Here is a 23,978-nt window from a genome sequence, read left to right on the forward strand (position 1 = left end):
TGGTTCTCACAGGGCGGGACGCGGCTGCTTGGGCATGCCCAACGCGCGCTCGGCGATGATATTCAGCTGGATTTCGTTGGTGCCAGCGACGATGGTGTCCGAGCGGCTGAACAGGAAAACCTGCTGCAAGCGGGTACGGGTGAAATCATCGATGAAGATGTCGCCTTCCATGCCAAGGGCGTCCATGGCCAACTTGCCCAGGTCACGGTGCCAGTTAGACCAGTAGTACTTGATGATGTAGCCCTCGCGCGACAGGCTGCCGTCCTCACCACCGCTCAGGGTGCGCAAGGTGTTGTAGTGCATCACCTTCAGGCCCATCCATGCCTGGCCAATGCGCCTGCGCACGGCCGGGTTGTCCTGGCTGCCGGTATCTCGCGCCGCCTTGCAGACCAGTTCCAACTGATGAGCGAAGTGCATCTGCATGCCGATCCACGACAGACCCCGTTCGAAGCCGAGCAAGGCCATGGCGATCTTCCAGCCGTCCCCAGGCTCACCTACCACGTTGTTGCCCGGGCAGCGGGCACCGTCAAAGAACACTTCGTTGAATTCACAGGTGCCAGTAATCTGCTTGATGCCGCGAACCTCTACACCCGGCTGGTCCAGCTTGACCAACAGGAAGATCAGCCCGCGATGGCCGCGCGACTCTGCCTCACAACGAGCAACCACAAACACCCACTGCGACTCATGGGCCAGCGATGTCCACACTTTCTGCCCGTGCAGCACCCACTCGCCGGTGGCTTCATCGAACCTGGCGCGGGTTTGAACATTACCCAGGTCCGAACCCGCCGCCGGTTCTGAATAACCCTGACACCAGTATTCGGTACCCGCCACGATACCGGGCAGGAAGCGTTCCTTCTGCTCTTGCGTTCCGTAGGCGATCAGGGTTGGGCCGAGCAGTGTTTCTCCAAGATGGCCGATATTGCCTGGCCCGCCGGCCTTGGCATACTCCTCGTGGAAGATGATCTGCTGGGCCACCGTCAAGCCTCTGCCGCCATACGCCTGAGGCCAGCCGACACAGGTCCAGCCGGCTTTGGCCAGTTCTTGCTCCCAGGCTTTACGTAGTTCCGGGTAGGCTTCTTCATCGCCCGCCCCGCCCCGATGCTTCAGGCAGGCGTAGCGGCCGGTCAGGTGCTGTTGCATCCACAGCGCAACTTCACGGCGAAATGCCTGGTCCTCGGTCGACTCAGCCAAGGCGTTGTCATCCTCGCTACCGCCGCCAATCAGCCAGGCCGCCACGGTTTCACGTGCTTCATCCGCCGAGCCGAACCAATGCGCACTGGCCTGGGCCCGTTTGAAGTACAACTGCGGGTCATATTCCCAGGTAAAACCTACGCCGCCATGCAGCTGAATGGCTTCCTGCGCGCAGAAGAAAAAGGTATCGCTGGCAAACGCCTTGACGCAGGCTGCTTCGCGCACCAAGGCGGCGGTCGAAGGCTGCATTGCGGCCACCCTGGCGGCACCCGCAACCGCGGAACGGGTAGCTTCGATCTGTACCATCATTTCCGCGCAACGGTGTTTCACGGCCTGGAAGCTGTTGATCGGTTGGCCAAACTGAACCCGCTCGGCAGCGTACGCCAGTGTCAAGTCCAGGCACTGCTGCGCCCCGCCCAGCTGTTCGGCAGCCAGCGCCAAGGTCGCCAATGCTTGCGTACGGGCCAGGCCATCCTCCAGCAGCGCGCCGCTCGCCATCAACTGGCTGGCGGCGACGGTGACGCCGTCCAAGCGCACTTCAGCTATCTGGCGGGTCAGATCCATGCTCTGGTGAGCTCGGGCGGTGAGGCCCGGAGTGTCATCTGTCACGGCGAACAGGGCTATCTCGCCATTCTCCAGACGGGCCGGCAGCAGCAGCAATTGAGCCGTCGCCCCATCCGCTACATGGCGGTAGACGCCGTCGAGGCGATAGCCATGCGGGCAGACCACAGCGGTGGCTTGGAGCGCTTGCGGCCGCCACTGCAGGCCACTGCTGGCGAGCGCCAGCGTTGCACGTAATTGGCCGGCAGCAATCTGTTCCAGGTAACTGTCCTTGCGGCCATCCGGTACAGCTTCAATCAGCGCAGTCGCGGCCATTGCCACGGTGGCGAAAAATGGCGACGGCAACAAGTGTCGGCCCATTTGTTCGAGGATCAACGTCAGTTCGATCCACGACAGACCAAGGCCCCCGAACGCCTCGGGCACATGAGTGGCGCACCAGCCCATTTCTTCACCGACCCTGCGCCACAAGGCGGTGTCGCCGCCCGGGGTCATACCCATCGCCTCGCGCACCACGGCCGATGGGCAGGTTTCGCTGAGGAAACTAGCGGCCGCCTCGGCAATCATCCGCTGATCCTGATTCAGGATGAAATCCATGCGCTTGCTCATGAGCCGTACACCTTCTGCGGGGCCACCCCTTCGGCGATCAGCTGGTCGACTGCCGCCCCGATCTCGTTTACCGACCACCGTGCCTGTTTGTCACGCTCAGGCCCTGTACGCCAGCCATCGGCCACCGAGAGTTTGCCGCCGGAGGCCTCGAACACGCGACCGCTGACATGCCCTGACCCTTCACTACCCAACCACACCACCAGCGGCGCCACATTGGCAGGGTCCCAGAAGTCAAAGCTCTGGTCATCGGGCTTCTTCACCACGTCAGGCATCGCCGATTCGGTCATGCTGGTGCGCGCCGCAGGGGCAAGGGCATTCACGGTGACCCCGTAGCGGCCCAGCTCGGTCGCCTGCACCAGCGTCAGCGCGCAGATGCCCGCCTTGGCGGTAGCATAATTGGACTGGCCAACCGAACCCTGCAGGCCGGCACCGGAACTGGTGTTGATAATGCGCGCAGCAACCGTTTCGCCGGCTTTGGCCTTGTCGCGCCAATGTCTGGCGAGGGTATTGGCGAGGCAGAAGTGACCTTTGAGGTGGACCCTCATCACTTCATCCCAGTCCTCTTCGGTGAGGCTGACGAACATGCGGTCGCGGAGATTACCCGCGTTATTGACCAGTACATGCACTTCGCCAAAATTCGACAACGCCTGGTCGACGATGGCCCGTGCACTTTCTACGCGGGTAATGTCGTCGGCGTTGGCCACGGCGTTGCCGCCAGCAGCCTTGATCTCCTCCACCACTGCTTGAGCCGCTTCAACTCGAATATCGTTGACCAGGACATTGGCCCCTTGCTCGGCGAAAGCCAGCGCATAAGCACGCCCCAACCCGCCACCGGCACCGGTGATGATCACTGTACGATTTGCGCAAATTGTCATGATTGTGCCCTTCAACCCAGTCGTTCGATGATGGTGACGTTGGCTTGCCCGCCGCCTTCGCACATGGTCTGCAGCCCATAGCGGCCACCGGTACGCTCCAGTTCGTGCAGCAACGTAGTCATAAGGCGTGCGCCGCTGGCTCCCAGCGGATGACCCAGGGCAATCGCACCACCGTTGACGTTGGTGCGCTCTGCCGGGTAGCCGGTTTCGATCAACCAGGCCTGCACCACCGAGGCAAACGCCTCATTGATTTCAACAAGATCGATGTCGGCCAGGCGCAGCCCGGACTTTTTCAAGGCAGCCTTGGTTGCAGCAATAGGTGCAGTCAGGTGCCAGATAGGATCGTCGGCCCGCACACTGAGGTGCTCAACGCGCGCTCTTGGGGTAAGCCCGTAACGCTTGAGCGCTGCTTCGGAAACTACCAGCAGCGCTGAAGCAGCGTCAGCCGTCTGGCTCGAGACAGCGGCGGTGATAGCCGGATAGGTGGGGTCCACCGGCTCCAGCGATGCCATTTTCTCAAGGTTGGGCGTGCGTGGTGTTTCGTCCACGCTCAAGCCATTCAACGCCACGATTTCGCGCTCGAAGCGGCCCTCGCTAATTGCCCTGAGCGCGCGCTCGTGGCTTTCCACCGAGAAGCGCTCCATGTCCTGACGCGTGAGCTTCCACTTGTCGGCAATGATTTGCGCGGCGTAGAACTGGTTGACCGGCTGGTCGCTGTACCGGGCACGCCAGCCGGCGCTACCCGAAAACGGGTCGGTAAAGCCCAACGGCTGTGCGGCCGTCATGGCGTATGCAATCGGCACTAGGCTCATGTTCTGCACGCCACCCACAGCCACGACATCCTGGGTGCCACTCATCACTGCCTGGGCGGCGAAATGCAGGGCCTGTTGCGAAGATCCGCAGGCGCGGTCAATCACGGTGCCAGGTACATGATCCGGCAAGCCAGCCGCCAGCCAAGACGTTCTGGCGATGACCCCAGCGTTAGGGCCGACAGCGTCGACGCAGCCGAAGATCACATCATCGTAGTCTTCGGCAGGGATCGCATTGCGCGAGACCAAAGCATTCAATACATGAGCACCGAGGTCCGCAGGGTGCACCGTGGAAAGCGCTCCGCGGCGTTTGCCGGTCGGCGTGCGCAAGGCATCTACGATATAGGCTTGAGCCATATTAGACCTCATTGATTGATAGTGAAGGTATTGCCCGGGCCAAGCTGGCCTGGGTTCTCAAGGACGTAACGGGCGACACGAGCCTTGTGGAAACCTCGATCACCCCAAGTGCCGACAAGGGCCCAGGCGCGCTTCATGAAGATCTGCAGGTCGACTTCCCAGGTGTACCCCATTGCCCCATGTACCTGGATGCCATGCCTGGCCGCGAGCAATGCCGCTTCACCGGCAGCCAGTTTGGCGTGAGAGACGTGTACTTGACGGTCTGGCAGATCATGGGCGACGGCATAGGCCGCCCGGTAAAACACTGGCTTGGCGAACTCGATCAGCACGGCAACGTCGGCAAGGTGATGCTTGACCGCCTGGAAACTGCCTATCGGCTTGCCGAACTGCTTGCGCTCAGCGGTGTAGTCGATCGACAGGTCAAGCATCCGCCGCGCTAGCCCAAGGAGTTGACCGCTGGTGGCCAGAGCGCCGCGCTCAAGCGTATCGGCCCAGATTTTGCCGCCCAGGCTGGCATCCGCCAGCAGGCTGTCGGGACCAGGCGTCCAGCTTACTTGCGAAAGACGCCGTGACAGATCCACGCTGTGGTTGCGCTCAAGCTGGACTTGATCCCGACTGACCGCATGCACCTCACCCTTGTGTGGCAGTAGCAACAGGTCGCTCAGGTGCGCATCGGCAACCAGCAAATCCTGGGGATGCCCCACCGCGATACGCGCGCTGCCGTCGGCGACTCTGGGCAGCCAGGTTTGCTTGCAAGTGCAGTCATCGGGTAGCGCACTGAGCATGGCCGCAGCCAGGTAGGCCGTACCGGCAAGCGAGTCAGGAATGGCAAAGTAGCCAAGTTCAGGTGTCATCAGCGCCCAGTCCAGGTCACCCAGGCCGAGGCCACCAAAAGCCTCGCCAACCGACAGCGCGGTCAAGCCCTGGTCGGCGATCTTGCGCCGCAGTTGCGGCGAGCGACCCGCCTCGGTTTCCCACAGCTCCCTGAGCATTTCGGGTGCAGCTTCCACCATGAAGAAGCGGCGCATGGTGTCGCGAAACAGTAATTGATCTTCGCTGAACTGAAAGTCCATGGCCCTCTCCTTAGCGGGGCATGCCGAGCATGCGCTCGGCAATGATGTTGCGCTGAATTTCATTGGTGCCGGCGTAGATCGGCCCCGCTTGGGCAAACAGGAAGCCATCCAGCCAATTGCCAACGCCTGCCGCTGCGGGCGAGTGCGGCAACAGTTCGGCCCGCGCGCCAAGGATCTGCATCGCCGTGGCATGCATGCGCTGATCGAGCTCCGACCAGAAGATCTTGTTGGTGCTGGATTCAGCGCCAATGTGGCCGCCGGCGATAAGGTTGCTGGCAGTACGGTAGGTAGCCAGGGTGTAGGCCTCGGCCTGCATCCATGCCGAGACCACTGCGTCACGAACCGAGGGGTCCTGGTCTGCCGATTCCTGATTGGCCAAGTACAGCTCGACCAGCGCCTTGGCAGTGGCCTGGAAGCGTGCCGGCGAGCGCAGCATCAGTCCGCGCTCGAAACCCGCCGTGGACATGGCCACCTGCCAGCCCGCACCCTCCTCACTCAAGCGGTTTTCAACTGGCACCCGTACGTCGTCGAAGAACACCTCGGCAAAGCCGGGTAGACCGTTGAGCTGGCGGATCGGGCGCACGGTGATGCCTGGAAGATCCAAAGGCACCAGCAGAAAACTCAAACCATGGTGGCGCTGCGAGGAAGGATCGGTACGGAACAGGCCAAACAGCCAGTCAGCCCAGACCGCCCTTGTCGACCAGGTTTTCTGGCCGTTGAGTACGTAGTGATCGCCATCGCGGGTAGCCTTGGCACGCACCGCAGCCATATCCGAGCCAGCATTGGGTTCTGACCAGCCCTGCGCCCAGATGCTCTCGCCACTGGCCATCATTGGCAGGAAACGCTGCTTTTGCGCCGGCGTGCCGAAGTCCATCAGGGTCGGGCCGAGCAGAAAGATGCCGTTCTGGTTGACCCGCATCGGTGCAGCAGCCCGCCAGTATTCCTCTTCAAAGATCAGCCATTCGATCAGGTCGCAGCCGCGCCCGCCCAGCTCCTTTGGCCAGGTGACCATGCTCCACTGTCCGGTGGCGAGGGTTCGCTCCCACTCGCGGTGTTGTTCGAAGCCTTCCGCGCAGTCAAAACTGTCCAGCGGTCGTTTCGGCACGTTGGCCGCCAACCAGCTGCGGATTTCCTGGCGGAACGCCTGTTGTGCAGCTGTATATTCAAGTTTCATCCTGGCTCTCCTGACTCAATCCGAACTGCCGGGGGTGAAGTCCACGTCCCGCTTTTCGACGAAGGCTTGACGCGACTCCGTCGAGTCCGCGTTCAGATATGCCTGGAGCGTGAAGCCCTGCTCCCAGCGGTATTTGTTTTCCAGGTCGCCATCCTCGACACCGTTCAGCGCTTCCTTGGCCAGACGGATCATGGCTGGGCTCTTGGTGGCGATGTGTCCGGCGATCTGCAGCGCGGCAGCACGCAGTTCAGCGCGGGGTACCACACGCTCAAGCGCGCCCAGCCGATAGGCCTCGCTGGCATCGATCTTTTCGCCGGTGAAGTACATATGGCGGACCTTCTGCACCGGGAACAGACGTTGCAGGTGAGCGCCGCCGCCCATGGCGCCGCGATCAACCTCTGGCACACCAAAGGTGGCGCAGTCCGACCCGACAACGATGTCGGCGGCGCCGGCTATACCAATGCCTCCGCCGAGCACAAAACCGTGCACTGCTGCAACCACCGGTACCGGGCAACGGTGCACTGCCTTGAAGGTGGCGTAGTTGCCCGCGTTGACAGCGACGATGCGCTCTGGATGACTGGCCAGTTCCTTGATGTCGACCCCCGCGCAGAACCCCCTGCCCTCGGCCCTGATCACCAGTACATGTACATCGTCACGGCCACCCAGCTCGTCGATGGCCCGCGCCAGAGCAAACCATCCGGTACTGTCCAGGGCGTTGACCGGGGGGTGATCGATGACCAGCTCGGCAATGCCCGCTTCTACGCTACTGTAAAAACTCTGAGTCATACCCTCACCTCAAGATTGGGCGCCATCCAGCCCTGCACCGCTGCAAGTCGCTGCGTTGCCTGAACGACAATGGAATCGATGACCTCGGCGCAGCTTTGCAGCTGCGTGATGCAGGCGGCCACTTGCCCGCTGGGCAGCAGCCCATGCTCGGGGCGACCTTCACGCAGTGATTGGCTGATCAAGTAAGCGCCACGCGCTGTGCCAAGGGTTTGCAGCACGCTGCGCCGGTCGCGGCGTAACAGACTAAGGGCGGTTTTCAGCGAGGCCAGCAGGCCGAGCCCGCTGGCTCGCTGGAACGCCCAGGCCCCGGCCAATGCTTGCCAGCTGCGGCGAGCCCGGCTGCTTTGCTCAAGGCGTTGCAGCACCGCGTTGTCGATCAACCGCTGCGGCAAACCGTCAACCGCCGATGACACACGGATCTCGCCAGCGTCCACAACGCGCAGGTAATGCGCCAGGGTCTGGAGAGGCACCGGCGACTCTTCGGTAAGCAGAAAACGAGTGCCCATCGCGATACCCTGTGCGCCTGCCGCCAACGCGGCAGCCAGCCCACGGCCTTCATGCAAACCGCCGGCAGCAATAACGGGCACCTGAACTGCATCAAGTACCTGCGGCAGCAGTAGACTGGTCGGCACCGCGCCAGTGTGCCCACCGCCCTCAGCGCCCTGCACGATTACCCCGTCGGCCCCCATCGCCACCGCCTTGAGCGCATGGCGTGTAGCTCCAACGGTGGGCAGGCAAACGACGCCGGCTTGTTTGAGCTGTTCGATACAGCGCGGATCTGCACCGCGGCCATAGCTGGCGGCCCGCACACGGTGCTTGATGATCAACGCCAACACCTGCTGGGCATTGGCCTGGAACATGTGAAAGTTGATCCCGAACGGGCGCGTGGACAGCCCATGCAGGCGCTCGATTTCGGCCTCCAGCTGGGCTGTAGATAGCGTCGCTGCTGCCAGGAAACCGAAACCGCCGGCATCGCCCACCGCAGCCACCAGGCGGGCATCGGCCACCCAGCCCATCGCCGTCTGAATGATCGGGTAATCGCAACCCAGCAGGCTGCAGACCGGCGTGTGCAGGCTTACGCTCATTATTTGGCCACTCGCGGGTCAACAACGCGTTGGGAGTCAGCCATCGCCTTGGCGTCGTAGCCACCCAGCTTGTCGCCGCTGATCAGCTCGTTGTGGGCATGGGCAAAGTGGTGCCAGGCGAACGCTGCATCCATACCGGTGCGCTTGCCTTGCAGGTCTTCGATGTGATTGATCGCCTGCTTGGTCAGGGCCAGGCCCATGCGTGGCATCTTGGCGATGCGCTGCGCCACGGAATAGGTTTTCGCCTCAAGCTCCTCCCGCGCGGCGATCTGGTTGACCATGCCCATCTGATAGGCCCGCTCGGCGCTCATCCGCTCGCCGAGGAAGAGAAACTCCTTGGCAATCCGTGGGTGCAGTTCGAAAGCATGGGCGAAATACTCGACGCCGGGTATACCCATGCGCACCACTGGGTCAGAGAAGTGCGCATCGTCACTGGCGATGATCAGGTCGCACACCCAGGCCAGCATCAACCCGCCGGCAACGCATGCGCCTTGGACCATCGCAATGGTCGGTTTGGGCAGCTCGCGCCAGCGCCGGCACATGCCCAGGTAGACTTCCTGCTCGCGCACATACAGGAATTCGCCGCCGGGCTTGTTGACATGGTCGTACCACAGCGAAGCACGATCGAAACTCTGGTTGATGTCGCGTCCCGGGGTGCCGATGTCATGGCCTGCAGAGAAGTGTTTGCCGCTGCCGCGCAGCACAATCACCTTGACCTCGTCATCGTCCACCGCGCGTCGAAACGCAGCGTCCAAGGCATAGGTCATTTGCGAATTTTGCGCGTTGTGATACTCCGGGCGGTTCATCGTGACCGTCGCGATGCCAGCTTCGACGTGGTACAGGACCACGTCGGCAGACGCTTCGGAGTGCTGGGTTGCTTGGACCATTGCTTTTCCTCCGTAAACGCAGCGATCAACCCTGGCGGTTGCCGGGTGGATTGTTTTTGATCACACCGGCACGCAGGCCATGCGGATCCATGCGAGCGATGATTGCCAGCTGTTCTGCCGTAGGCGCTGGTGTCTGCTCGACAACCTGGGCCTGCTGCAACGGGAAGCCTGTAGCCGCCTGCACCTGTTCGAAGCTCACGCCTGGGTGCAGCGAGATGACCCGAATGCTGCGATCAGGCCCGGCGAAATCCATCACGCACAGATCGGTGACGATCCGCCGCAAATCGACGAAATCGTTGTTAGCGCCTTCTGGCAGACGTTCAGGGTTGTAGCCCGCGCCGGAGACCATATCGACCTCACCACCGACGAATACCCGTGGCCCATGGTTCGGAACGAACAGCGAGTTGGCGTGGTTGATGCTGTTACCTGGAAGACCACGCACGCCAAGCACTGCCGTGCGCGGCTGCTGGTAGTCGCCGACCAGCGACAGGTTGGTCTGACCAAAACGGTCGATCTGGGTTGGGCCAATCATGGCGTGGCGACGGCCGCCCCAGACGCACTCGAAGACCCGGTCAAACGACATGTAGCCGCTGTAGCGAGGTGTGTAATCACCACGCGGGCCTAACGGGATCGGTTCTTCGACCAGAAAACACTCGCTGTCGGTCATCAGCAATTCAGGCGAGTGAGTCAGTTTGGCAAGGCTTGCACCCAACCGGGGCAGCACGCCGATGCCCGAGGCGAGGATTTCGCCGTTGCCGCGCCATGCTTCGCTGCAGGCGACGATCATCAATTCGGCCAGCGTGTACTCGCTGGCACGGGTAGCAACTTGAGTCATGAGCGTATTCCTTGGCTTTGATCGGGGACGCTAGAACACCGGCAGCGGCAGTTGCCCGATGCGCGCGGCACCGCCGACTCGCTCCAGGTACTGAGCCTCGTCGCATTGGATGAATTCAGCGGCGTACTCTTGCCAGCCATCGGCCTGGGTGGCACTGGCGCAATAGCGCTTCAAATGCTCCAGGTCCCAGCCGTAGTCGGGGCCACTGTAGGTCGGGTGCGCGCCATAAGGTGCGTGCACCACACCGGTCACCAAATAGCGTTCGAAAAAATTCAGTCGAGCCGTTTCGCCTGGCAGGCCGAAGCAGTCATGCAGCACCTCGGTGCTCACGTAACAGTGCTTGGCAGCACGGGCGAACAGATGGTCAAACAAAGGGTCGGCGCCCTTGATCAAGGTGTTGCCGAGCCGATCCGACTCGTTTACGTGGAGTAACGCTACGTCAAGGTGCAACGCCGGCATGGCGACGTATACCTCACCGTCGTCGTAAGGCGAACGGACTGTGCGCAGTTGCGGGTTGCGAGTCAGCACATCGGTGCCCAGGCCACAGCGGGTGGGTAGAAACGACATGCGCATGCCGGCAGCGCGCAAGCCCCATTCGAACATGCCTTCATCCAGCTCCATGACCTCCAGCGCGCCAGCCTCGCGGGCTTTGCGAAAATGGGGTTCGAGCGGGATTGCATCCAGTGTGACGAAGCCGAAGATCAACTTCCTGACCTTGCCCGCCGCACAGAGCATGCCGACTTCCGGGCCTCCGTAACTGACTATGGTCAAATCCTTGAGGTCTGAACGAAGCAGCTCGCGAACGATCGCCATGGGTTTGCGGCGCGGCCCCCAACCGCCAATGCCGATGGTCATGCCATCGCGCAGATTGGCAATGACATCCTTGGCGCTGAGTTGTTTGTTCATGCTCATCCTCATTTATCCAGGTGGGCGGTAGCCAGACCGAGACTCCAGTCATGACCCCAGTAGCTGATTGACGTCGCCTCGAACACCGAATGCTGGCTCCAGTCCACGACCAGGCCGCCATGGCCGTACTCCATGGCAAAGCCGCCCGGGGTCTCCATGTAGAACGACACCATCTCGTCATTGACATGCTGACCAAGGCTGGCCAACAGCTTGAAACCTTCGGCCTTGCAGCGGTCCAGGGCCCGGCCGACTTCGGTCATCGAATCGACTTCGGCCATGACATGGATGCAGCCTGACGGCGCCTGCGCTTCGAACAGTGCAAGGCTGTGCTGACGACCGTTGTTGCAGTGGGTGAAATGCAGCCGCTGGACCGGAGCGTCCGGGCCGGCCTGGTGGTTGTAGATATCCGAAAGGCCAAAGCCCATGACATCCCGGAAAAAGCCCCAGGTGGCGTCGAAGTTGGGCGCAGGCAACACCGTATGGCCCAGGCCCATCGAACCGGTGATAAACCGCGGCACGCCCACGGGGGAGTCAAATGGAGCGAAGTCCGACTTCAGGCCCCAGACAACTTCATGACGATTGCCGGACGGATCAAGGAACCAGGCCATGCCGCTGAAACGCCGCGAAACCAGCTCCGCTGGGGACGCCAACTGAGGGCTGACACCTGCCTGTTGCAGTTCACTGAAGGCCTGATCGAAAGCCTGTTGGTCAGCCACTTCCCAGCCGGACGCGAAGTAGCAGTCTTTCTCACCGGGAATAACGACATAGCGGTGCGGGCGCTCATCGAACTTGAGGTACAGACCGCCAGCCTCAGTCGGCGCGGTCATGCACCCGATTACCTTTTCTGCGTAGCGCTTCCAACGGGGGATGTCGGTTGATTCGGCAACTACGTAGGCCAGCCCTCTTATATCGATCATGAGTGCCTCTCAGTGTGTTCGATTCTCTGAGGGCCATTCTGTACAGCATGATCAGGTTGAACATCGTCCAATGAGACTATCGGTTCAAGGCTGTTTCATGGGCGCGGCGCGAGCCCTGGTAAGGGCTGCGCCCGACTCCTCGGTGTCACACTGTAGGTATTGCTACCGCTTTGAGTTCGCGCTTGAGCACTTTGCCGCCCGGGTTCACCGGCAAGCTCTGGACGAAGTCGATATAGCGAGGGACTTTGTAGTTGGCCATGGTTGCGCGACACCAACTGACCAGTTCCTCCGCTCCAAGCTGGGCCCCTGGCCGCAACACGATGAAGGCACGTCCCACCTCGCCCATGCGCTCGTCGGCAACCCCTACCACAGCGACCTGAGCCACCCCAGGATGCGCGGCTATCAGCCGTTCGATTTCCGCCGGGTAACAATTGAAGCCACCGGCGATATACATATCCTTGAGCCGGTCGGTGATACGCAGGTAACCGGCGGCATCTATAAGGCCAATGTCCCCTGTGCGTAGCCAGCCATGCTCATCGATGACCTCGGCAGTTGCCTGTGGATCGCCGAAGTACCCCTGCATGACGTTATAGCCTCGTATCAGCAACTCGCCCGCTACCCCCACAGCGGCTGGTTCGCCCGATTCATCAACGATTTTTAGCTCTACCCCTGGCATGGCCCTGCCACATGTGTTGGCCACCCGCTCAGGATCATCGTAGCGATCGGTCAGGGTGGCGAAGCCACAGGATTCGGTCAGCCCATAGCCGGTCAGCACCACCTTAAAGCCCAGTTCATCACGCATACGCTGAATCAGACTGGGCGGAATGGTGGTAGACCCTGTGATCGAGGCGCGCAGGCTGGACAGATCCGTTTTGCGCAAACCCGGGTCGGCCAACAGTCCATGGAACACGGTAGGAGGGCCCGGCAGAACGCTTATCCGCACGCGCTCAATAGTTTGCAGGATGACTGCACTGTCGAAAATTTGCAGCGGAATAATGGTCGCGCCGGACATCAGCGCAGCCAGCCAACCCGCCTTGTAGCCCATCGCATGGAAGAACGGATTGACGATTAGATAACGGTCGTCAGCACACAACTCCATTGCCTCCGCCCAGCCGCCAATCGCCCGCAGATTCTGAGCGTGCCCCGCCAGCACCCCCTTCGGGTTGCCGGTCGTACCGGAAGTAAACATCAGGTCACTGGGCATTTCGCCGTGGACCGCATCGGTACGGGCCTGCGCCTGCTCGCCTTGTGGGTCGGCTGCACGGCCTTGTGCGATGAAAGCATCCCAGCTCAGCTCATCGGCACGGGCATTCCCAATCACGACGATGTGAGCCAGGCTCTCGGGTCGGTTGCCACTGAGCAGGTCAGGATAATGAATGCCCAGAAACTGCCCCACACAGAACAGCACCCGCGCCCCACTGCTAGCCAGTACATAGCCGGCCTCGCTGCCTTTCATGCGCGTATTGACCGGCACCAACACCGCGCCCGCACAGTGAATGCCCAGCGCCGCGATGATCCACTCGCTGCCATTGGGCGCCCAGATCGCGACGCGATCCCCTGCCTGCACGCCGAGGCTGATCAAGCCAGCGGTTATCTGCAGTGCACTGTGTTGCAACTGCGAATAACTGACTGCCTGATCCTGTTCCAGGATGGCAGTGTGGTCGCCATACTGTGCAACCGAGCGTGCCAGCATGGCGGGAATGGTCAATTTTGTAGACTCCATGGTTCTCCATGCCTCGAATGGATGAGATTACGTACCGTTCAGTCCGGAAAGCGTAAAACGATGTGATCGCTGTCAGGCACTGCCTGGCACGCTAAGGTCCACCCTTGCTCAAGCTCATGGGCATCGAGCACGTCATTGACCTGCAAGCTCACCGCGCCTTTTTGCACGGTACACATGCAGGTGGCGCACGCCCCCGCCCTGCACGAGTAAGGCGCCTCGATGCCTGCGCGCAACATGGCATCAAGCACGGTCTCTTGGTTGCTGCCGCGGACCTCGTGGGTCTGCCCGTCCAGCGTCACCTGTAGTACTACCTCGCGGCTCTCTGAGCTGGCCAGAATCGGCATCACTTCAGAGCCTTCCTCCGGCAAAGATACGAAGCGCTCGACGTGGATCTGTGCGGGGTGGATGTCGAGACCCTTGAGCGCCTCGACCGAGGCGTCCATGAACGGTCCTGGCCCGCAGATAAAGCAGTTGGCATGCTGCCACGGGCGCGCCAACGCCCTAAGTTGCGCTACTGACGGTATGCCCTGTACCGAGTCGAGCCAATGGATGACCTGCAGCCTAGAGGGGTGTTGCGTAGCTAGTGCCTTCAGTGCCTCGCGAAAAATGATCGAGCCTTCATCTCGGTTGGCGTAGACAAGGCACACGTTGCCAGTACCTGACGCGAGGACCGTGCGCAGGATCGACAACACCGGGGTGATACCGCTGCCACCGCCAAACAGCAGAAAATCACCATCGAGTGACTTGGGAGTGAACACACCGGCCGGTGCCATGACCTGCAGTTGGGCGCCCGCTGTAATGTTGTCGCATACCCAGTTAGAGCCTCGCCCGTCCCGCACGCGCTTTATTGTTACCTTCAGCTCGCGGTCGGCCACCGGCGAGCTGGCCAGCGAATAGCAACGTGGCAGAAAACCATCGCCGATCGGCAGGCGCAGCGTCAGAAATTGGCCAGGTTTGTAGCGAAAGGCATCCGCCAGTACCGCTGGTATGGCAAATACCAGCGACTTGGCGTCGGCTGTTTCGTCGATCACCTGTGCAACCTTCAAGGTGTGATAGATCGGCCCGCTCATGGGTTTGCTCTCCGCTCAGCCAAGGGCTACGAGAAATGCGTTATCGACACGCAACTCACTGCCATTGATGTACTGCGCCTCGTCTGAAACCAGGAACGCTGCAAGCGCTGCTACATCCTCAGGTTCGCAAAATGGCGAGCTCGGGTTGTGCTCGAAGCTGAGCGCATCCTGGCCCTTCCAGATCTTTTCGGTCATGGCCGTACGGACGCCGCCAGGGATGATGGTGTTACAGCGAATCCGGTAGCCTCTTTTCAGGCAGTGGGCCGCGACATTGCGGGTCAGGGCACAGACCGCGCCTTTGGAAGCCGAGTAGGCACACATGCCGGGATGACCGGCTACGGCCGCAGTTGAGGCAATGTTAACGATTGCACCGCCGCGCTCCTTCATGGAATTGATGGCATATTTACAGCCTAGAAAGACCCCATCAGCATTCACCGACAGGGTTTTTCGCCACGCGTGCAGGGTGGTTTGTTCAATATCCTCGACAGGGAACACCGCCGCATTGTTGATCACTGCGTCGACGGCGCCGAACTGGCGACGAGTGTGCTCCATGACCGCCTGCCAATCACCGGCATTGGCGACATCCAACGGCACGTAGAGCGCGGTCTCGCCCAATGAGTAGGCAGCCTCGCGGCCCTTGCCCTCATCAACATCGGCGATCACCACCCGGGCGCCTCGGTTGATCAGCGTGGTAGCAGTCGCCAAGCCTACGCCACCAGCGGCTCCGGTGATAATCACCACTTTTCCCTGCATAGCTGTATTCAATTGAGGGCCCTTTTATTTTGATTTCAGCACTGCAGTGATTGTCGATAGGTAGCGCCCTGATCTCATCGTCCAATAGGACTAACGGGGCACGCCGAAAAAAGGTTGAAAAAAAGCCCCAATCAAGGGGCTAAAAACGCTCGAGGGTGAGCATGGGGGAACAAAAGCATTGGCTCATTCAACCACCGCTTCCGAGAACACTGGGGGCGGGCCGAGAAACTCACGGTGCGACGGCGGCTGGACACCGCCTTCGTCCTGTATGCCGTACTCGATGGCAAGCTCGGCGGCATAGAAGACCTGGCCGGAACGGCTCATGCGCTGCTCGTCGTGGTACAGCGCAGCCACCACCTTGCCAAGAAATTGTGGCGTTTCACCCATGGCCAACCAGTCACCGTACTTCTCCGGTTCATCAGCGCACACGGCAAGGGTTCGCTCGGTCTTGACCAGCCCTGGCCACAAGGCAATCACACCGACCTGGAACGGGCGTAGATCATGCGCCATGTCGTGGGACATCTTGTCGGTAGCCGCCTTGGCGGCTCCGTAGGCGGGGCCGTGCATGTAACAGCGGCCACCTGCCGAAGAAATATTGACGATCTGTCCTTGGCATTTGAGCAGCAAGGGTGCCGCGTGGTGACACGCCACGTAGACCGAGCGCATGCCAACACCGAACAGCTCGGTCATGCTCAAAGGCTTTTCCCAGAACGGCGCGATATCGGTGAGTTCAACAGGGATGCAGATCGCGCAATTGACCAGAATATCCAAATGCCCTTGCTCGCGTTCAATCTGTTCAAACAAGGTTTTGACCTGACCATCGTCACCGTGATCGCATACCACCGCGATGCCCTGCCCGCCTGCCGCGCTTACATCCGCTGCAGTTTGATAAACGGTCCCAGGCAGCGGTGCATCACCTTCCTTCGTGCTGCGTCCGGTGACATACACAGTTGCCCCGGCGGCGCCCAGCGCTAAAGCGATGCCGCGGCCAACGCCGCGACTGGCGCCCGTAACCAGGCAAATCTTTCCTTCAAGCATGGTGCTCTCCCGCAAGGTGATTAGCGGCAATGAAGCCAAAGGTCATCGCCGGGCCCAATGTGGCGCCTGCACCGGGATAGGACGGCCCGGTAACCGAAGCGCTGGTATTACCCGTGGCGTACAGGCCGGCAATTACCTGCCCCTGGCCATCTAGCACACGAGCCTGAGCATCAGTCAGGAGGCCGCCTTTGGTGCCGATCTCGCCTGCATCCAGCTTCAGCGCATAAAAGGGTGGTTTGAGCAGCGGGCCCAGGCAGGCATTGGGCTTGACGCTGGGGTCGCCGTAGAATAAGTCGTACTGGTTCCCGCCTTTGCCGAAGTCAGCATCGGTGCCGCTGGCGGCATAGCGGTTGATGCGCTCGACACTGTCGGCCAGACCGGTGGCATCGATCCCGATGCATTGCGCAAGCGCTGTCAGGGTCGGCGCACGATGGAAGACCTTCCCCAGCCATTCGGCAGGCAGCAACCGATCAGGCATGACCGAGCCAGATACGAGCGGGCCGGCGTTGTACTTGTGGCGGAAGGTCGCGTCGAAAATCATCCAAGCCGGCAGATTTGCCTGGGTGCTGGCATGGTCTTCATACATGGCGAGCACAAAGTCGAGATAGTCCTGCGCCTCGTTGGCGAAGCGTCGCCCCAGGCGGTTGACCACGATGCATCCAGGCAGCGCGCGCTCGGAAAAAATCCCACGCTGCTTTTCTTCCCCAGGTACATGCACTGTCGGCGTCCACCACGCGTGCTGCATAAGATCTACTGCCGCCCCCAGTTGCTGGCCGGCGCGGATAGCATCGCCGGTATTGCACGGCGGGGCGGCGGTCCATTCACTGCGGGTTGGCTTGGGCAGGTACTGCTCACGCATCTGCTGGTTTCGCTCGAAGCCACCAGCGGCGAGGATAACTCCGCGCCGGGCGCTGATCACGCAGGGTTGTCCGTCGCGCATGACATCGATGCCGGTGACCCGACCACCCTCGTGGCGCAGCCCGGTCAGGGCGGTATCAAGCCAGGTGGCAATGTTGCGTTCACGCAGCGAGCACAGCAACGAGCCGACCAGAGCGTTGCCCATGGTCAAGCGGCGGTCGCGTTTACCGATCAGCCGACCAGGCAGGTCCAGCCAGTAGCGACAGCCCATCTTCAACGCCAGCTTCTTCCATCCAGGCATCCGCGCCAACAGCGTCATCGCCTCGAATGTGGTCATGCCCATCCGCCCCATGACCAGCATAGTCGGTGACGTCTCGCGTAACTTCTGCAGCCAGCCGCCTAGGCGGCGACCATCAAACGGCAATGGGTCAAGGGTGCGGTAACCTAATTTGGCCCCCGGCAAGCTTTGGTAGTAATCCGCATAATTGGGCACTGGCCGATACCGCACATGGGTGCGGCTTTCGGCATAACGCAGCATTTGGGGGGCCTGCTCGATATAGGCGCACACCCGCTCTTCAGAGACCTGACCTTGCGCGGCCGCTTGCAGATAAGCATATGCTTCTTCGAACGAATCCTGACCGCCGCTGGGCTTGATGTGGTCGTTGTTGGGGATCCAGATCCCGCCACCGCTGACTGCCGAGGTACCGCCAACCTGCGCGGTCTTTTCGATCACCAGAACCTTCAAGCCCAGATCGTGAGCGCGTACGGCCGCCAGCAGAGCGCCTGCCCCCGACCCGACCACGACGACATCGTAGCTATGCTGTGTGTCGCTGAGTTGTGTCTGCTCTGCGCTCATGGCATCAAACCGTCGTATCTTTGTTGTCCAACCCGCACAGCACACCTCCGAAATTGCGGCCTACCGGATCGGCATAGTTCGCCACGTGGGCACGACCTGCATGGATATCGAGGAAGAACCTCACCACCGCATGCTGGCGGTAGATCCCAGAGCCGCCACAGGCCTTGAGCAGACGGCTGACATGATGAGCACAGACCTCGGGCACCTGCGAAGACTGGAAGCGATACAGCAGGCGGTCTTCCAAAGGTGCAGGCTCACCGCGCTCTGCCGCCTGCATCATGGCCTCGAAGTTGCGGTACAAGGTGGTTTTCAGCTGGTCCAGCGCAGATGCGGCTTCGCTCGCCACCAGTTGCGCGGAGGGGTCGTTGGCCGTAGCGCCGAGGAAGTTACGGCTGACCTGCACGGCCGCACTGCTGCGAAACGCATTCAATGCGCCTTGCAGCCCACCGATGCAGGAAGAGGAAACGGCGCGGACGAATACCTGGGCAAAGGGCAGCCTGTACAATGGCGCATCGTTGATGGCCAGGCCTGGTCGGGCCGCTGGCGAGTCATCACGGGTTCTATGTGTACGGTGCTCGGCAACGAACACGTCCTCTACCACAATGTCATGGCTGCCAGTGCCACGTAAGCCGAAGGTGTCCCAGTTGCGTTCAATTCGGTAATCGCCGGCTGGCAGCATGAACGTTCTATATTCGGCTGCACCGCCGTCTTCGAGGGCCGGTACCATGCCTCCCAGGAATAGCCAGCGCACATGATCGCAACCGCTGGAAAAACTCCAGCGTCCGCTCAGACGGTAGCCACCTTCAACGCGTGTCACCTTGCCGACTGGCATGTACGTCGAACCTACCAGGGTCGAGGTGTCCTGCCCCCAGACATCCTGCTGCGCCTGCTCGTCGAACAGGGCCAATTGCCAAGGATGCACGCCGAGAACGCCGTATACCCACGCGGTGGACATGCAGCCCTCGGCCAGGGTCATCTGAATGCGGTAGAAGGTTGCCGGTGACATTTGGTAGCCGCCGAACCGCTTGGGCTGCAAAACCCGAAAGAAGCCGGCGGCCTGCATCTGGGCAATGGTCTGCTCAGGCACCTTGCCATCCTGCTCGGCCTGCGCAGCGCGCTCGAGGAGCGTCGGAACCATCTCACGTGCGCGCTGCACCAGTTCGTACTCGGTAGGCGTGCCGGCGGTGGTTGCGGTCTGGATAGACATGCTAATTCTCTCTCTAAAGATGTAACGAGCCATTACTCGCGCTGACTTGTGTAAATTCAGAGCGCCTGCCCGGCCTTGGCTGCGGGCTGCTCGATGCAACGGTCATCCTCGAACACGTGATGCAGCGCAGGCGTAGCCACCTTCTTTACGGTTTCGAACACCTTGGGCACATGTACGTCGCCAGCCACATCCGCTACATCCACGTAGAACTGCGCATACCACTTGCGCAGCTGGTAGATGGGGCCGTCGTTCTCACACAGCATCGGGTTATCGATGCGGATCTTGTTGTCCCAGATCACTTGGTCCTGGGCGAATGCGTCGAATACGGCCTGGCAATAGGCCTGAGCCAGCGCATCATTCTCAGCGTCGGACAGATCGGGTAGGCGCTTGACGATCACGCCAAAGCGTTGGTGAAAGCTGTTCAGATCGCGCGGAATGTGCGAGTTGAGCAGGATCGACTCGATGGTCTTGCCGCCCTGCTCGGCCACCATATGGGTAATGTGGTACGCCGGCCCAAAATAAGTGTTGTAGGTCCGCAAGCCGCCTTCGGTCAGGGTTGCACTGCCGCCGATAGTGATTTGGGTAGCCTTGTGGCTCTCGAAGATGTTGGCGAAGTATTCATTGGGCGCATGATGCACCGCGTCGAAGTGGCCTTCGTCGGCTAGGTTGTCGACCAGCTCGCGGCAGTTGGTGTTGAACAACCAGTACTTGACCGTCCAGTCTGTCCACTCGCCGCTGAAGCAGGCGTCAATCCGAGGAATTTCCACCTCCGCCGGTGGCGGGTTACCCTCTGGGTCGTTGTAGACGAACAACAGTTGATTCTGCTCGCAGGTCGGCCAGGTACGAGTCTTGGCCCGTGGCGGGATGCGCTTGCAGTAGGGGATGTCGGTACACTTGCCATCCGCGCTCCAGCTCCAGTGATGGAATGGACACACCACCGCGTTGCCCTTGACCTCGCCCATGCTCAGGTCGGCGCCCATGTGGATGCAATAGGCATCGAGGATATGTACGTTGCCATCCTCGCCACAAAAAGCCACCAGCTTTGTGCCGAAGACTTCCAGCTTGTGCGGTTTGCCATCTTTATAATCGTTGGCAAGGCCCAGACAGTGCCAGCCCCTGGCGTAACGTTCCGGGATCGCTTGTGCCTCGATCTTGTGTCCCAGTGCCATCTCTCTCTCCTCAGTGCTTGTCGTAGCGGTCAGTGCATAGCCCTCGATAACGTGGCTCGCCCACTTGCGCTGCTTGCAATAGCCGCCACATTAGGTGCCGCTGAGGCATCGCACATACCCCATTTGGACGAGCTCGCCGTTAGTCCGTGCAGACGATGCCGATCGCGCTTGACGGAGGTAGAACGAAACCTTGCCACAGGAGAAAAAATGCACATTGAGAATGATTCAGTCGCGGTGGTAACAGGCGCTGGCAAAGGTCTAGGCAGAAGCCTTGCGCTTGCATTGGCCAGGCGTGGCTATCGCCTGGTACTGGCCGACATCGACGCGGATACCTTACATGCCCTAGGCGGACTGCTGCAGAGCATGAATGCCTGTGTAGATCTCTTCGTCACCGACGTCTCCAGTACCGAATCCGTGCAGGCGCTGGCCAGCCGCACCTATTCACACTTCGGCCGAGTCGACTTGCTGTTCAACAATGCGGGTGTGCTGGACACCGGCGCCAGCTGGGAACATGGCAATGACGCTTGGCAGCGGGTCCTAGGTGTAAATCTGTGGGGCGTAATTCACGCAACCCAGGCATTCGTACCGCGCATGCTCGAACAACCAGGCGGCGCCCATATCATCAATATCGCTTCGCTGGCCGGGGTCACCTGCGGCCCGTGGGTTGCGCCTTATACCGTTTCCAAGCACGGCGTCGTCGCGTTGAGCGAATGCTTGCACGCCGAAATGCAGGCGTTGGGGAATCCGATCCGGGTTTCGGTTGCCTGCCCTGGCGCAATCAGCACAGACATTGCCAGCGAATTGCCCGCTCACTCAACTCACGGCAACGAGTTGAACACGCACCTGCGCACGTTGATCAGCCACGCTATGCCACCTGACGAGGCTGCCGAGCTGATTCTCGCAGGCGCCCAAGCCGGGCATTTCTGGATCTTCACCCACGCAGAAGCCCGCGCGGCTGCGCAACGACGCCTTGAGCGAATGATCGATACCCCGGGCACTTCAGCCCTCTGAAAACGAGATCAACATTATGCCTCTGGACCCAAACGCACGTGCTGCCCTGGATTTACTGGCTATGATGCCGGCAATGGACTACAGCCTCGACGGCGCTGAAGTGCGCGCCGCACTGGCGGCAGTCCCCCAAAGCAACTCCCCGTTCGCCGCTGGCGACGAAGTTGATCGATTAGTTGACATGCACATTGACGGCAATGGAGAGTCTTTGTGGTTGCGCCTGTACTACCCCAAGTCCACCGCCTCGCTACTGCCGGTAACCTTATACTTGCATGGTGGGGGTTTTGTTTTCGGTTCGCCCGCGATGCATGACAATCTGTGTCGTTGTCTGGCCAATCGCGCCGAGAGCCTGATTGTTTCGGTGGATTACCGACTTGCTCCGGAAACCAAGTTTCCCGGTGCCCTCGACGACGTAATGGCAGCCCTCGGCTGGCTTGAGCAGCACGCCGAACAGATCGGCGGTGACCCTGAACGCATAGCCATTGCTGGCGACAGTGCTGGCGGCAATCTGGCGGCAGCCGCCGCTCAGTTGATAATGGCAAGGGGCGGTATGGAGCTGTGTCACCAGTTGCTGCTCTACCCAGTGACCGATTGCCGCTTCGATACGGCCAGCTACCAGCGCTATGGTCAGGACTATTTTCTGACCCTGGAGATGATGCGTTGGTACTGGCGTCAGTACCTGCCCGACGCCACCCATGTGCATGATCCGCGCGCTTCCGTGCTGCGTGCCGATGACCTCGCCGGGCTGCCACCGGCAACCGTCATCACTGCAGAATACGACCCGCTCTGCGACGAAGGCGAAGCCTATGCCAAGCGTTTGTCCAATGCCGGCGTGCCCACCCGGTTGCACCGCTGGGGCGGCCAGATCCATGGGTTCATGAGCATGCTTGGCCTGATCCCGGCAGCAGACCAGGCGGTAACGGTCGCAGCGAAAGCGCTGCGTAAGGCGTTCAACCAGGCCTGAAAAGTGGATGCCCTGGACAGCCAGGGCATCGACTTAGGGGTTACTGCCCGTAGGAATTTCGTGAGCAGCCACAGCGCGTCGGCCAACGGCCATGACCAATACCGCCAGCATGATGAATGTGGCGCCCACCGCATAAAACGCTCCGTGAATATCGTATGAGCTGCGCAGCGGCCCCACAGCTAGGGGGTTGAGGAACTGGCCAAGGAACACCGCACTGAGCAGCAGGCCAACAGCACGTCCACGCATCGTTACAGGCGCCTTGGCCAACACCAGTGACACCGTGATTGGTTCGACCAGGCCCGCACCAATCCCAGTGATCACACAACCCAGCACTAGGCCAGCAGTGCTCTGGGCAAGGGCCATCATTATGCATCCGCCGCCCAAGGCCAGGCTGGTCAATATCAATACATAGTTTGGTGCCATGTGTCGGCGCAAACTGCCGTAGCAGCCGGCAGCTACCGCAGCCATTAAGGAATATGCCGAGAGAATCATGCCTCTTGCTGTGGCGCTGTGTACACCATCCGCTTCTAGCAGAAACGGCCCTTGAATACCGGGCATGAACAGCCCGATAGAGAACAGGATGGTCAATAGGTAAAGCGGCCACAGTGAGGATAATTGCAGCTTTTCCTGGCTGAGGGTGGAGCTGTTGCGCACTGTGGTTATACCCCAACCGAGCAACAATACCGGTATCGACAGCAGGTATAGCGTAAATGGCCCGCGCCAGCCTAGCAGGTCAACCAGATAACCCCCAGCGATCATCGCCACAATCGCCATCAGCGCCGCGCCCGCACCTGCGAATCCTAGAACGCGTTCACGGCTGTTACCCTGGAAGTCCCCGGCTAGGGCAAATGACACTGTTAGCAAACCGCCTCCAGCAACGCCCAGCAGCAGGCGTGCGGCGATGATCCAGAAAGGATCGCTGAACGATGCAGTGCAACTTCCGGAGAGGGCAAACAGCAACAGCGATACCAGCAGGGTCACCCGCCGGCCGATCCGCTCAGCCAGGTAACCCATTAGCGGGGCAGCGACGATAACGGTGATTGCCGGTACGGTCATCACCAATTGGGCCAACAGCGCGCCGTCCCCGGAGTCACTGAAGTACTGGGCCATATCAGGTAGTGCTGGGGCAGCTGCCATGGGGATCAGCGCGACCAATGCCGGCCCTGCCACCACCACGGCAGCCTTTCGAAGCGAGTTGTGCGCAGCGTCGGCCACGTGGACGTTGTCGCTCATGCCATCTTCCTCTTGATTGTTGTTGTGGAAGCGCGGG

Annotated in this window: 21 protein-coding genes and 1 pseudogene; 2 read left to right on the forward strand and 20 right to left on the reverse strand. The window is 60.9% G+C overall.

Annotated elements, in window-relative coordinates:
- Positions 1-6: 6 nt before the first annotated feature.
- The 19 genes and pseudogenes from CAG44_RS29020 to CAG44_RS07680 form a co-directional block, all read right to left on the reverse strand.
- Positions 7-1,191: an acyl-CoA dehydrogenase family protein gene (locus CAG44_RS29020; protein ID WP_256575243.1), complete on the reverse strand. Its 1,185-nt coding sequence runs from the start codon at positions 1,189-1,191 to the stop codon at positions 7-9.
- A gap of 42 nt (positions 1,192-1,233) precedes the next feature.
- Positions 1,234-2,358: pseudogene (locus tag CAG44_RS29025) on the reverse strand (acyl-CoA dehydrogenase family protein); the annotation flags it as partial.
- The gene (locus tag CAG44_RS07600; protein ID WP_085663762.1) at positions 2,355-3,233 is read right to left on the reverse strand and encodes an SDR family oxidoreductase; all 879 of its coding nucleotides are present in this window, start codon (positions 3,231-3,233) and stop codon (positions 2,355-2,357) included. The gene CAG44_RS07600 and the pseudogene CAG44_RS29025, both read right to left, overlap by 4 nt.
- 11 nt (positions 3,234-3,244) lie before the next feature.
- A complete protein-coding gene (locus tag CAG44_RS07605; RefSeq protein WP_085663763.1) occupies positions 3,245-4,399 on the reverse strand; it encodes an acetyl-CoA C-acetyltransferase in 1,155 nt (384 codons plus the stop codon).
- An 8-nt stretch (positions 4,400-4,407) separates the two neighbouring features.
- Complete coding sequence (locus tag CAG44_RS07610) at positions 4,408-5,472, reverse strand: acyl-CoA dehydrogenase family protein (RefSeq protein ID WP_085663764.1); 1,065 nt, start codon at positions 5,470-5,472, stop codon at positions 4,408-4,410.
- A 10-nt stretch (positions 5,473-5,482) separates the two neighbouring features.
- Positions 5,483-6,646: an acyl-CoA dehydrogenase gene (locus CAG44_RS07615; RefSeq protein WP_085663765.1), complete on the reverse strand. Its 1,164-nt coding sequence runs from the start codon at positions 6,644-6,646 to the stop codon at positions 5,483-5,485.
- Between the two features lie 15 nt (positions 6,647-6,661).
- Positions 6,662-7,432: an enoyl-CoA hydratase family protein gene (locus CAG44_RS07620; protein WP_085663766.1), complete on the reverse strand. Its 771-nt coding sequence runs from the start codon at positions 7,430-7,432 to the stop codon at positions 6,662-6,664.
- On the reverse strand, positions 7,429-8,517 hold the full coding sequence (locus CAG44_RS07625; RefSeq protein ID WP_085663767.1) for a nitronate monooxygenase family protein: 1,089 nt from the start codon (positions 8,515-8,517) through the stop codon (positions 7,429-7,431). The genes CAG44_RS07620 and CAG44_RS07625 overlap by 4 nt, the downstream gene beginning before the upstream one ends.
- The gene (locus tag CAG44_RS07630) at positions 8,517-9,404 is read right to left on the reverse strand and encodes an enoyl-CoA hydratase (protein ID WP_085663768.1); all 888 of its coding nucleotides are present in this window, start codon (positions 9,402-9,404) and stop codon (positions 8,517-8,519) included. Before CAG44_RS07630 ends, CAG44_RS07625 begins: the two co-directional genes overlap by 1 nt.
- A gap of 25 nt (positions 9,405-9,429) precedes the next feature.
- Entirely contained in the window at positions 9,430-10,239 is an 810-nt protein-coding gene (locus tag CAG44_RS07635) for a CoA-transferase subunit beta (protein WP_085663769.1), read from the reverse strand.
- Positions 10,240-10,269: 30 nt separating this feature from the next.
- A complete protein-coding gene (locus CAG44_RS07640; RefSeq protein ID WP_085663917.1) occupies positions 10,270-11,145 on the reverse strand; it encodes a CoA transferase subunit A in 876 nt (291 codons plus the stop codon).
- Between the two features lie 8 nt (positions 11,146-11,153).
- Entirely contained in the window at positions 11,154-12,062 is a 909-nt protein-coding gene (locus CAG44_RS07645) for a VOC family protein (RefSeq protein ID WP_085663770.1), read from the reverse strand.
- Between the two features lie 145 nt (positions 12,063-12,207).
- Complete coding sequence (locus CAG44_RS07650) at positions 12,208-13,770, reverse strand: FadD3 family acyl-CoA ligase (protein WP_256575228.1); 1,563 nt, start codon at positions 13,768-13,770, stop codon at positions 12,208-12,210.
- 53 nt (positions 13,771-13,823) lie between these two features.
- The gene (locus tag CAG44_RS07655; protein ID WP_085663772.1) at positions 13,824-14,855 is read right to left on the reverse strand and encodes a ferredoxin--NADP reductase; all 1,032 of its coding nucleotides are present in this window, start codon (positions 14,853-14,855) and stop codon (positions 13,824-13,826) included.
- A gap of 15 nt (positions 14,856-14,870) precedes the next feature.
- Complete coding sequence (locus tag CAG44_RS07660; protein WP_176240858.1) at positions 14,871-15,608, reverse strand: SDR family oxidoreductase; 738 nt, start codon at positions 15,606-15,608, stop codon at positions 14,871-14,873.
- Positions 15,609-15,791: 183 nt separating this feature from the next.
- Positions 15,792-16,646: an SDR family NAD(P)-dependent oxidoreductase gene (locus CAG44_RS07665; protein WP_085663774.1), complete on the reverse strand. Its 855-nt coding sequence runs from the start codon at positions 16,644-16,646 to the stop codon at positions 15,792-15,794.
- Complete coding sequence (locus CAG44_RS07670; RefSeq protein ID WP_085663775.1) at positions 16,639-18,360, reverse strand: FAD-dependent oxidoreductase; 1,722 nt, start codon at positions 18,358-18,360, stop codon at positions 16,639-16,641. Before CAG44_RS07670 ends, CAG44_RS07665 begins: the two co-directional genes overlap by 8 nt.
- A gap of 4 nt (positions 18,361-18,364) precedes the next feature.
- The gene (locus tag CAG44_RS07675; protein WP_139832734.1) at positions 18,365-19,567 is read right to left on the reverse strand and encodes an acyl-CoA dehydrogenase family protein; all 1,203 of its coding nucleotides are present in this window, start codon (positions 19,565-19,567) and stop codon (positions 18,365-18,367) included.
- Between the two features lie 56 nt (positions 19,568-19,623).
- Positions 19,624-20,736 (reverse strand): Rieske 2Fe-2S domain-containing protein, encoded by a 1,113-nt coding sequence (locus CAG44_RS07680; protein WP_085663777.1) that lies wholly within the window; start codon positions 20,734-20,736, stop codon positions 19,624-19,626.
- Between the two features lie 207 nt (positions 20,737-20,943).
- Here CAG44_RS07680 and CAG44_RS07685 point away from each other — a divergent pair, with 207 nt between their 5' ends.
- Both CAG44_RS07685 and CAG44_RS07690 read left to right on the forward strand, forming a co-directional pair.
- On the forward strand, positions 20,944-21,747 hold the full coding sequence (locus tag CAG44_RS07685) for an SDR family oxidoreductase (RefSeq protein WP_085663778.1): 804 nt from the start codon (positions 20,944-20,946) through the stop codon (positions 21,745-21,747).
- A gap of 73 nt (positions 21,748-21,820) precedes the next feature.
- A complete protein-coding gene (locus tag CAG44_RS07690; RefSeq protein ID WP_256575229.1) occupies positions 21,821-22,708 on the forward strand; it encodes an alpha/beta hydrolase in 888 nt (295 codons plus the stop codon).
- A gap of 33 nt (positions 22,709-22,741) precedes the next feature.
- Here CAG44_RS07690 and CAG44_RS07695 read toward each other — a convergent pair whose 3' ends face one another.
- Complete coding sequence (locus CAG44_RS07695) at positions 22,742-23,941, reverse strand: MFS transporter (RefSeq protein WP_158091145.1); 1,200 nt, start codon at positions 23,939-23,941, stop codon at positions 22,742-22,744.
- Positions 23,942-23,978 lie beyond the last annotated feature (37 nt).

This window comes from Pseudomonas sp. B13(2017), from assembly GCF_002113245.1.
GTDB classification, from domain to species: domain Bacteria; phylum Pseudomonadota; class Gammaproteobacteria; order Pseudomonadales; family Pseudomonadaceae; genus Aquipseudomonas; species Aquipseudomonas putida_Z.

What these genes read in the sequence shown, in the direction of transcription:
- CAG44_RS07600 (WP_085663762.1), bottom strand. Translation starts at nt 3,233, where the DNA reads ATGACAATTTGCGCAAATCGTACAGTGATCATCACCGGTGCCGGTGGC.
- CAG44_RS07605 (WP_085663763.1), bottom strand. Translation starts at nt 4,399, where the DNA reads ATGGCTCAAGCCTATATCGTAGATGCCTTGCGCACGCCGACCGGCAAA.
- CAG44_RS07610 (WP_085663764.1), bottom strand. Translation starts at nt 5,472, where the DNA reads ATGGACTTTCAGTTCAGCGAAGATCAATTACTGTTTCGCGACACCATG.
- CAG44_RS07615 (WP_085663765.1), bottom strand. Translation starts at nt 6,646, where the DNA reads ATGAAACTTGAATATACAGCTGCACAACAGGCGTTCCGCCAGGAAATC.
- CAG44_RS07620 (WP_085663766.1), bottom strand. Translation starts at nt 7,432, where the DNA reads ATGACTCAGAGTTTTTACAGTAGCGTAGAAGCGGGCATTGCCGAGCTG.
- CAG44_RS07625 (WP_085663767.1), bottom strand. Translation starts at nt 8,517, where the DNA reads ATGAGCGTAAGCCTGCACACGCCGGTCTGCAGCCTGCTGGGTTGCGAT.
- CAG44_RS07630 (WP_085663768.1), bottom strand. Translation starts at nt 9,404, where the DNA reads ATGGTCCAAGCAACCCAGCACTCCGAAGCGTCTGCCGACGTGGTCCTG.
- CAG44_RS07635 (WP_085663769.1), bottom strand. Translation starts at nt 10,239, where the DNA reads ATGACTCAAGTTGCTACCCGTGCCAGCGAGTACACGCTGGCCGAATTG.
- CAG44_RS07640 (WP_085663917.1), bottom strand. Translation starts at nt 11,145, where the DNA reads ATGAACAAACAACTCAGCGCCAAGGATGTCATTGCCAATCTGCGCGAT.
- CAG44_RS07645 (WP_085663770.1), bottom strand. Translation starts at nt 12,062, where the DNA reads ATGATCGATATAAGAGGGCTGGCCTACGTAGTTGCCGAATCAACCGAC.
- CAG44_RS07655 (WP_085663772.1), bottom strand. Translation starts at nt 14,855, where the DNA reads ATGAGCGGGCCGATCTATCACACCTTGAAGGTTGCACAGGTGATCGAC.
- CAG44_RS07660 (WP_176240858.1), bottom strand. Translation starts at nt 15,608, where the DNA reads ATGCAGGGAAAAGTGGTGATTATCACCGGAGCCGCTGGTGGCGTAGGC.
- CAG44_RS07665 (WP_085663774.1), bottom strand. Translation starts at nt 16,646, where the DNA reads ATGCTTGAAGGAAAGATTTGCCTGGTTACGGGCGCCAGTCGCGGCGTT.
- CAG44_RS07670 (WP_085663775.1), bottom strand. Translation starts at nt 18,360, where the DNA reads ATGAGCGCAGAGCAGACACAACTCAGCGACACACAGCATAGCTACGAT.
- CAG44_RS07675 (WP_139832734.1), bottom strand. Translation starts at nt 19,567, where the DNA reads ATGTCTATCCAGACCGCAACCACCGCCGGCACGCCTACCGAGTACGAA.
- CAG44_RS07680 (WP_085663777.1), bottom strand. Translation starts at nt 20,736, where the DNA reads ATGGCACTGGGACACAAGATCGAGGCACAAGCGATCCCGGAACGTTAC.
- CAG44_RS07685 (WP_085663778.1), top strand. Translation starts at nt 20,944, where the DNA reads ATGCACATTGAGAATGATTCAGTCGCGGTGGTAACAGGCGCTGGCAAA.
- CAG44_RS07690 (WP_256575229.1), top strand. Translation starts at nt 21,821, where the DNA reads ATGGACTACAGCCTCGACGGCGCTGAAGTGCGCGCCGCACTGGCGGCA.
- CAG44_RS07695 (WP_158091145.1), bottom strand. Translation starts at nt 23,941, where the DNA reads ATGAGCGACAACGTCCACGTGGCCGACGCTGCGCACAACTCGCTTCGA.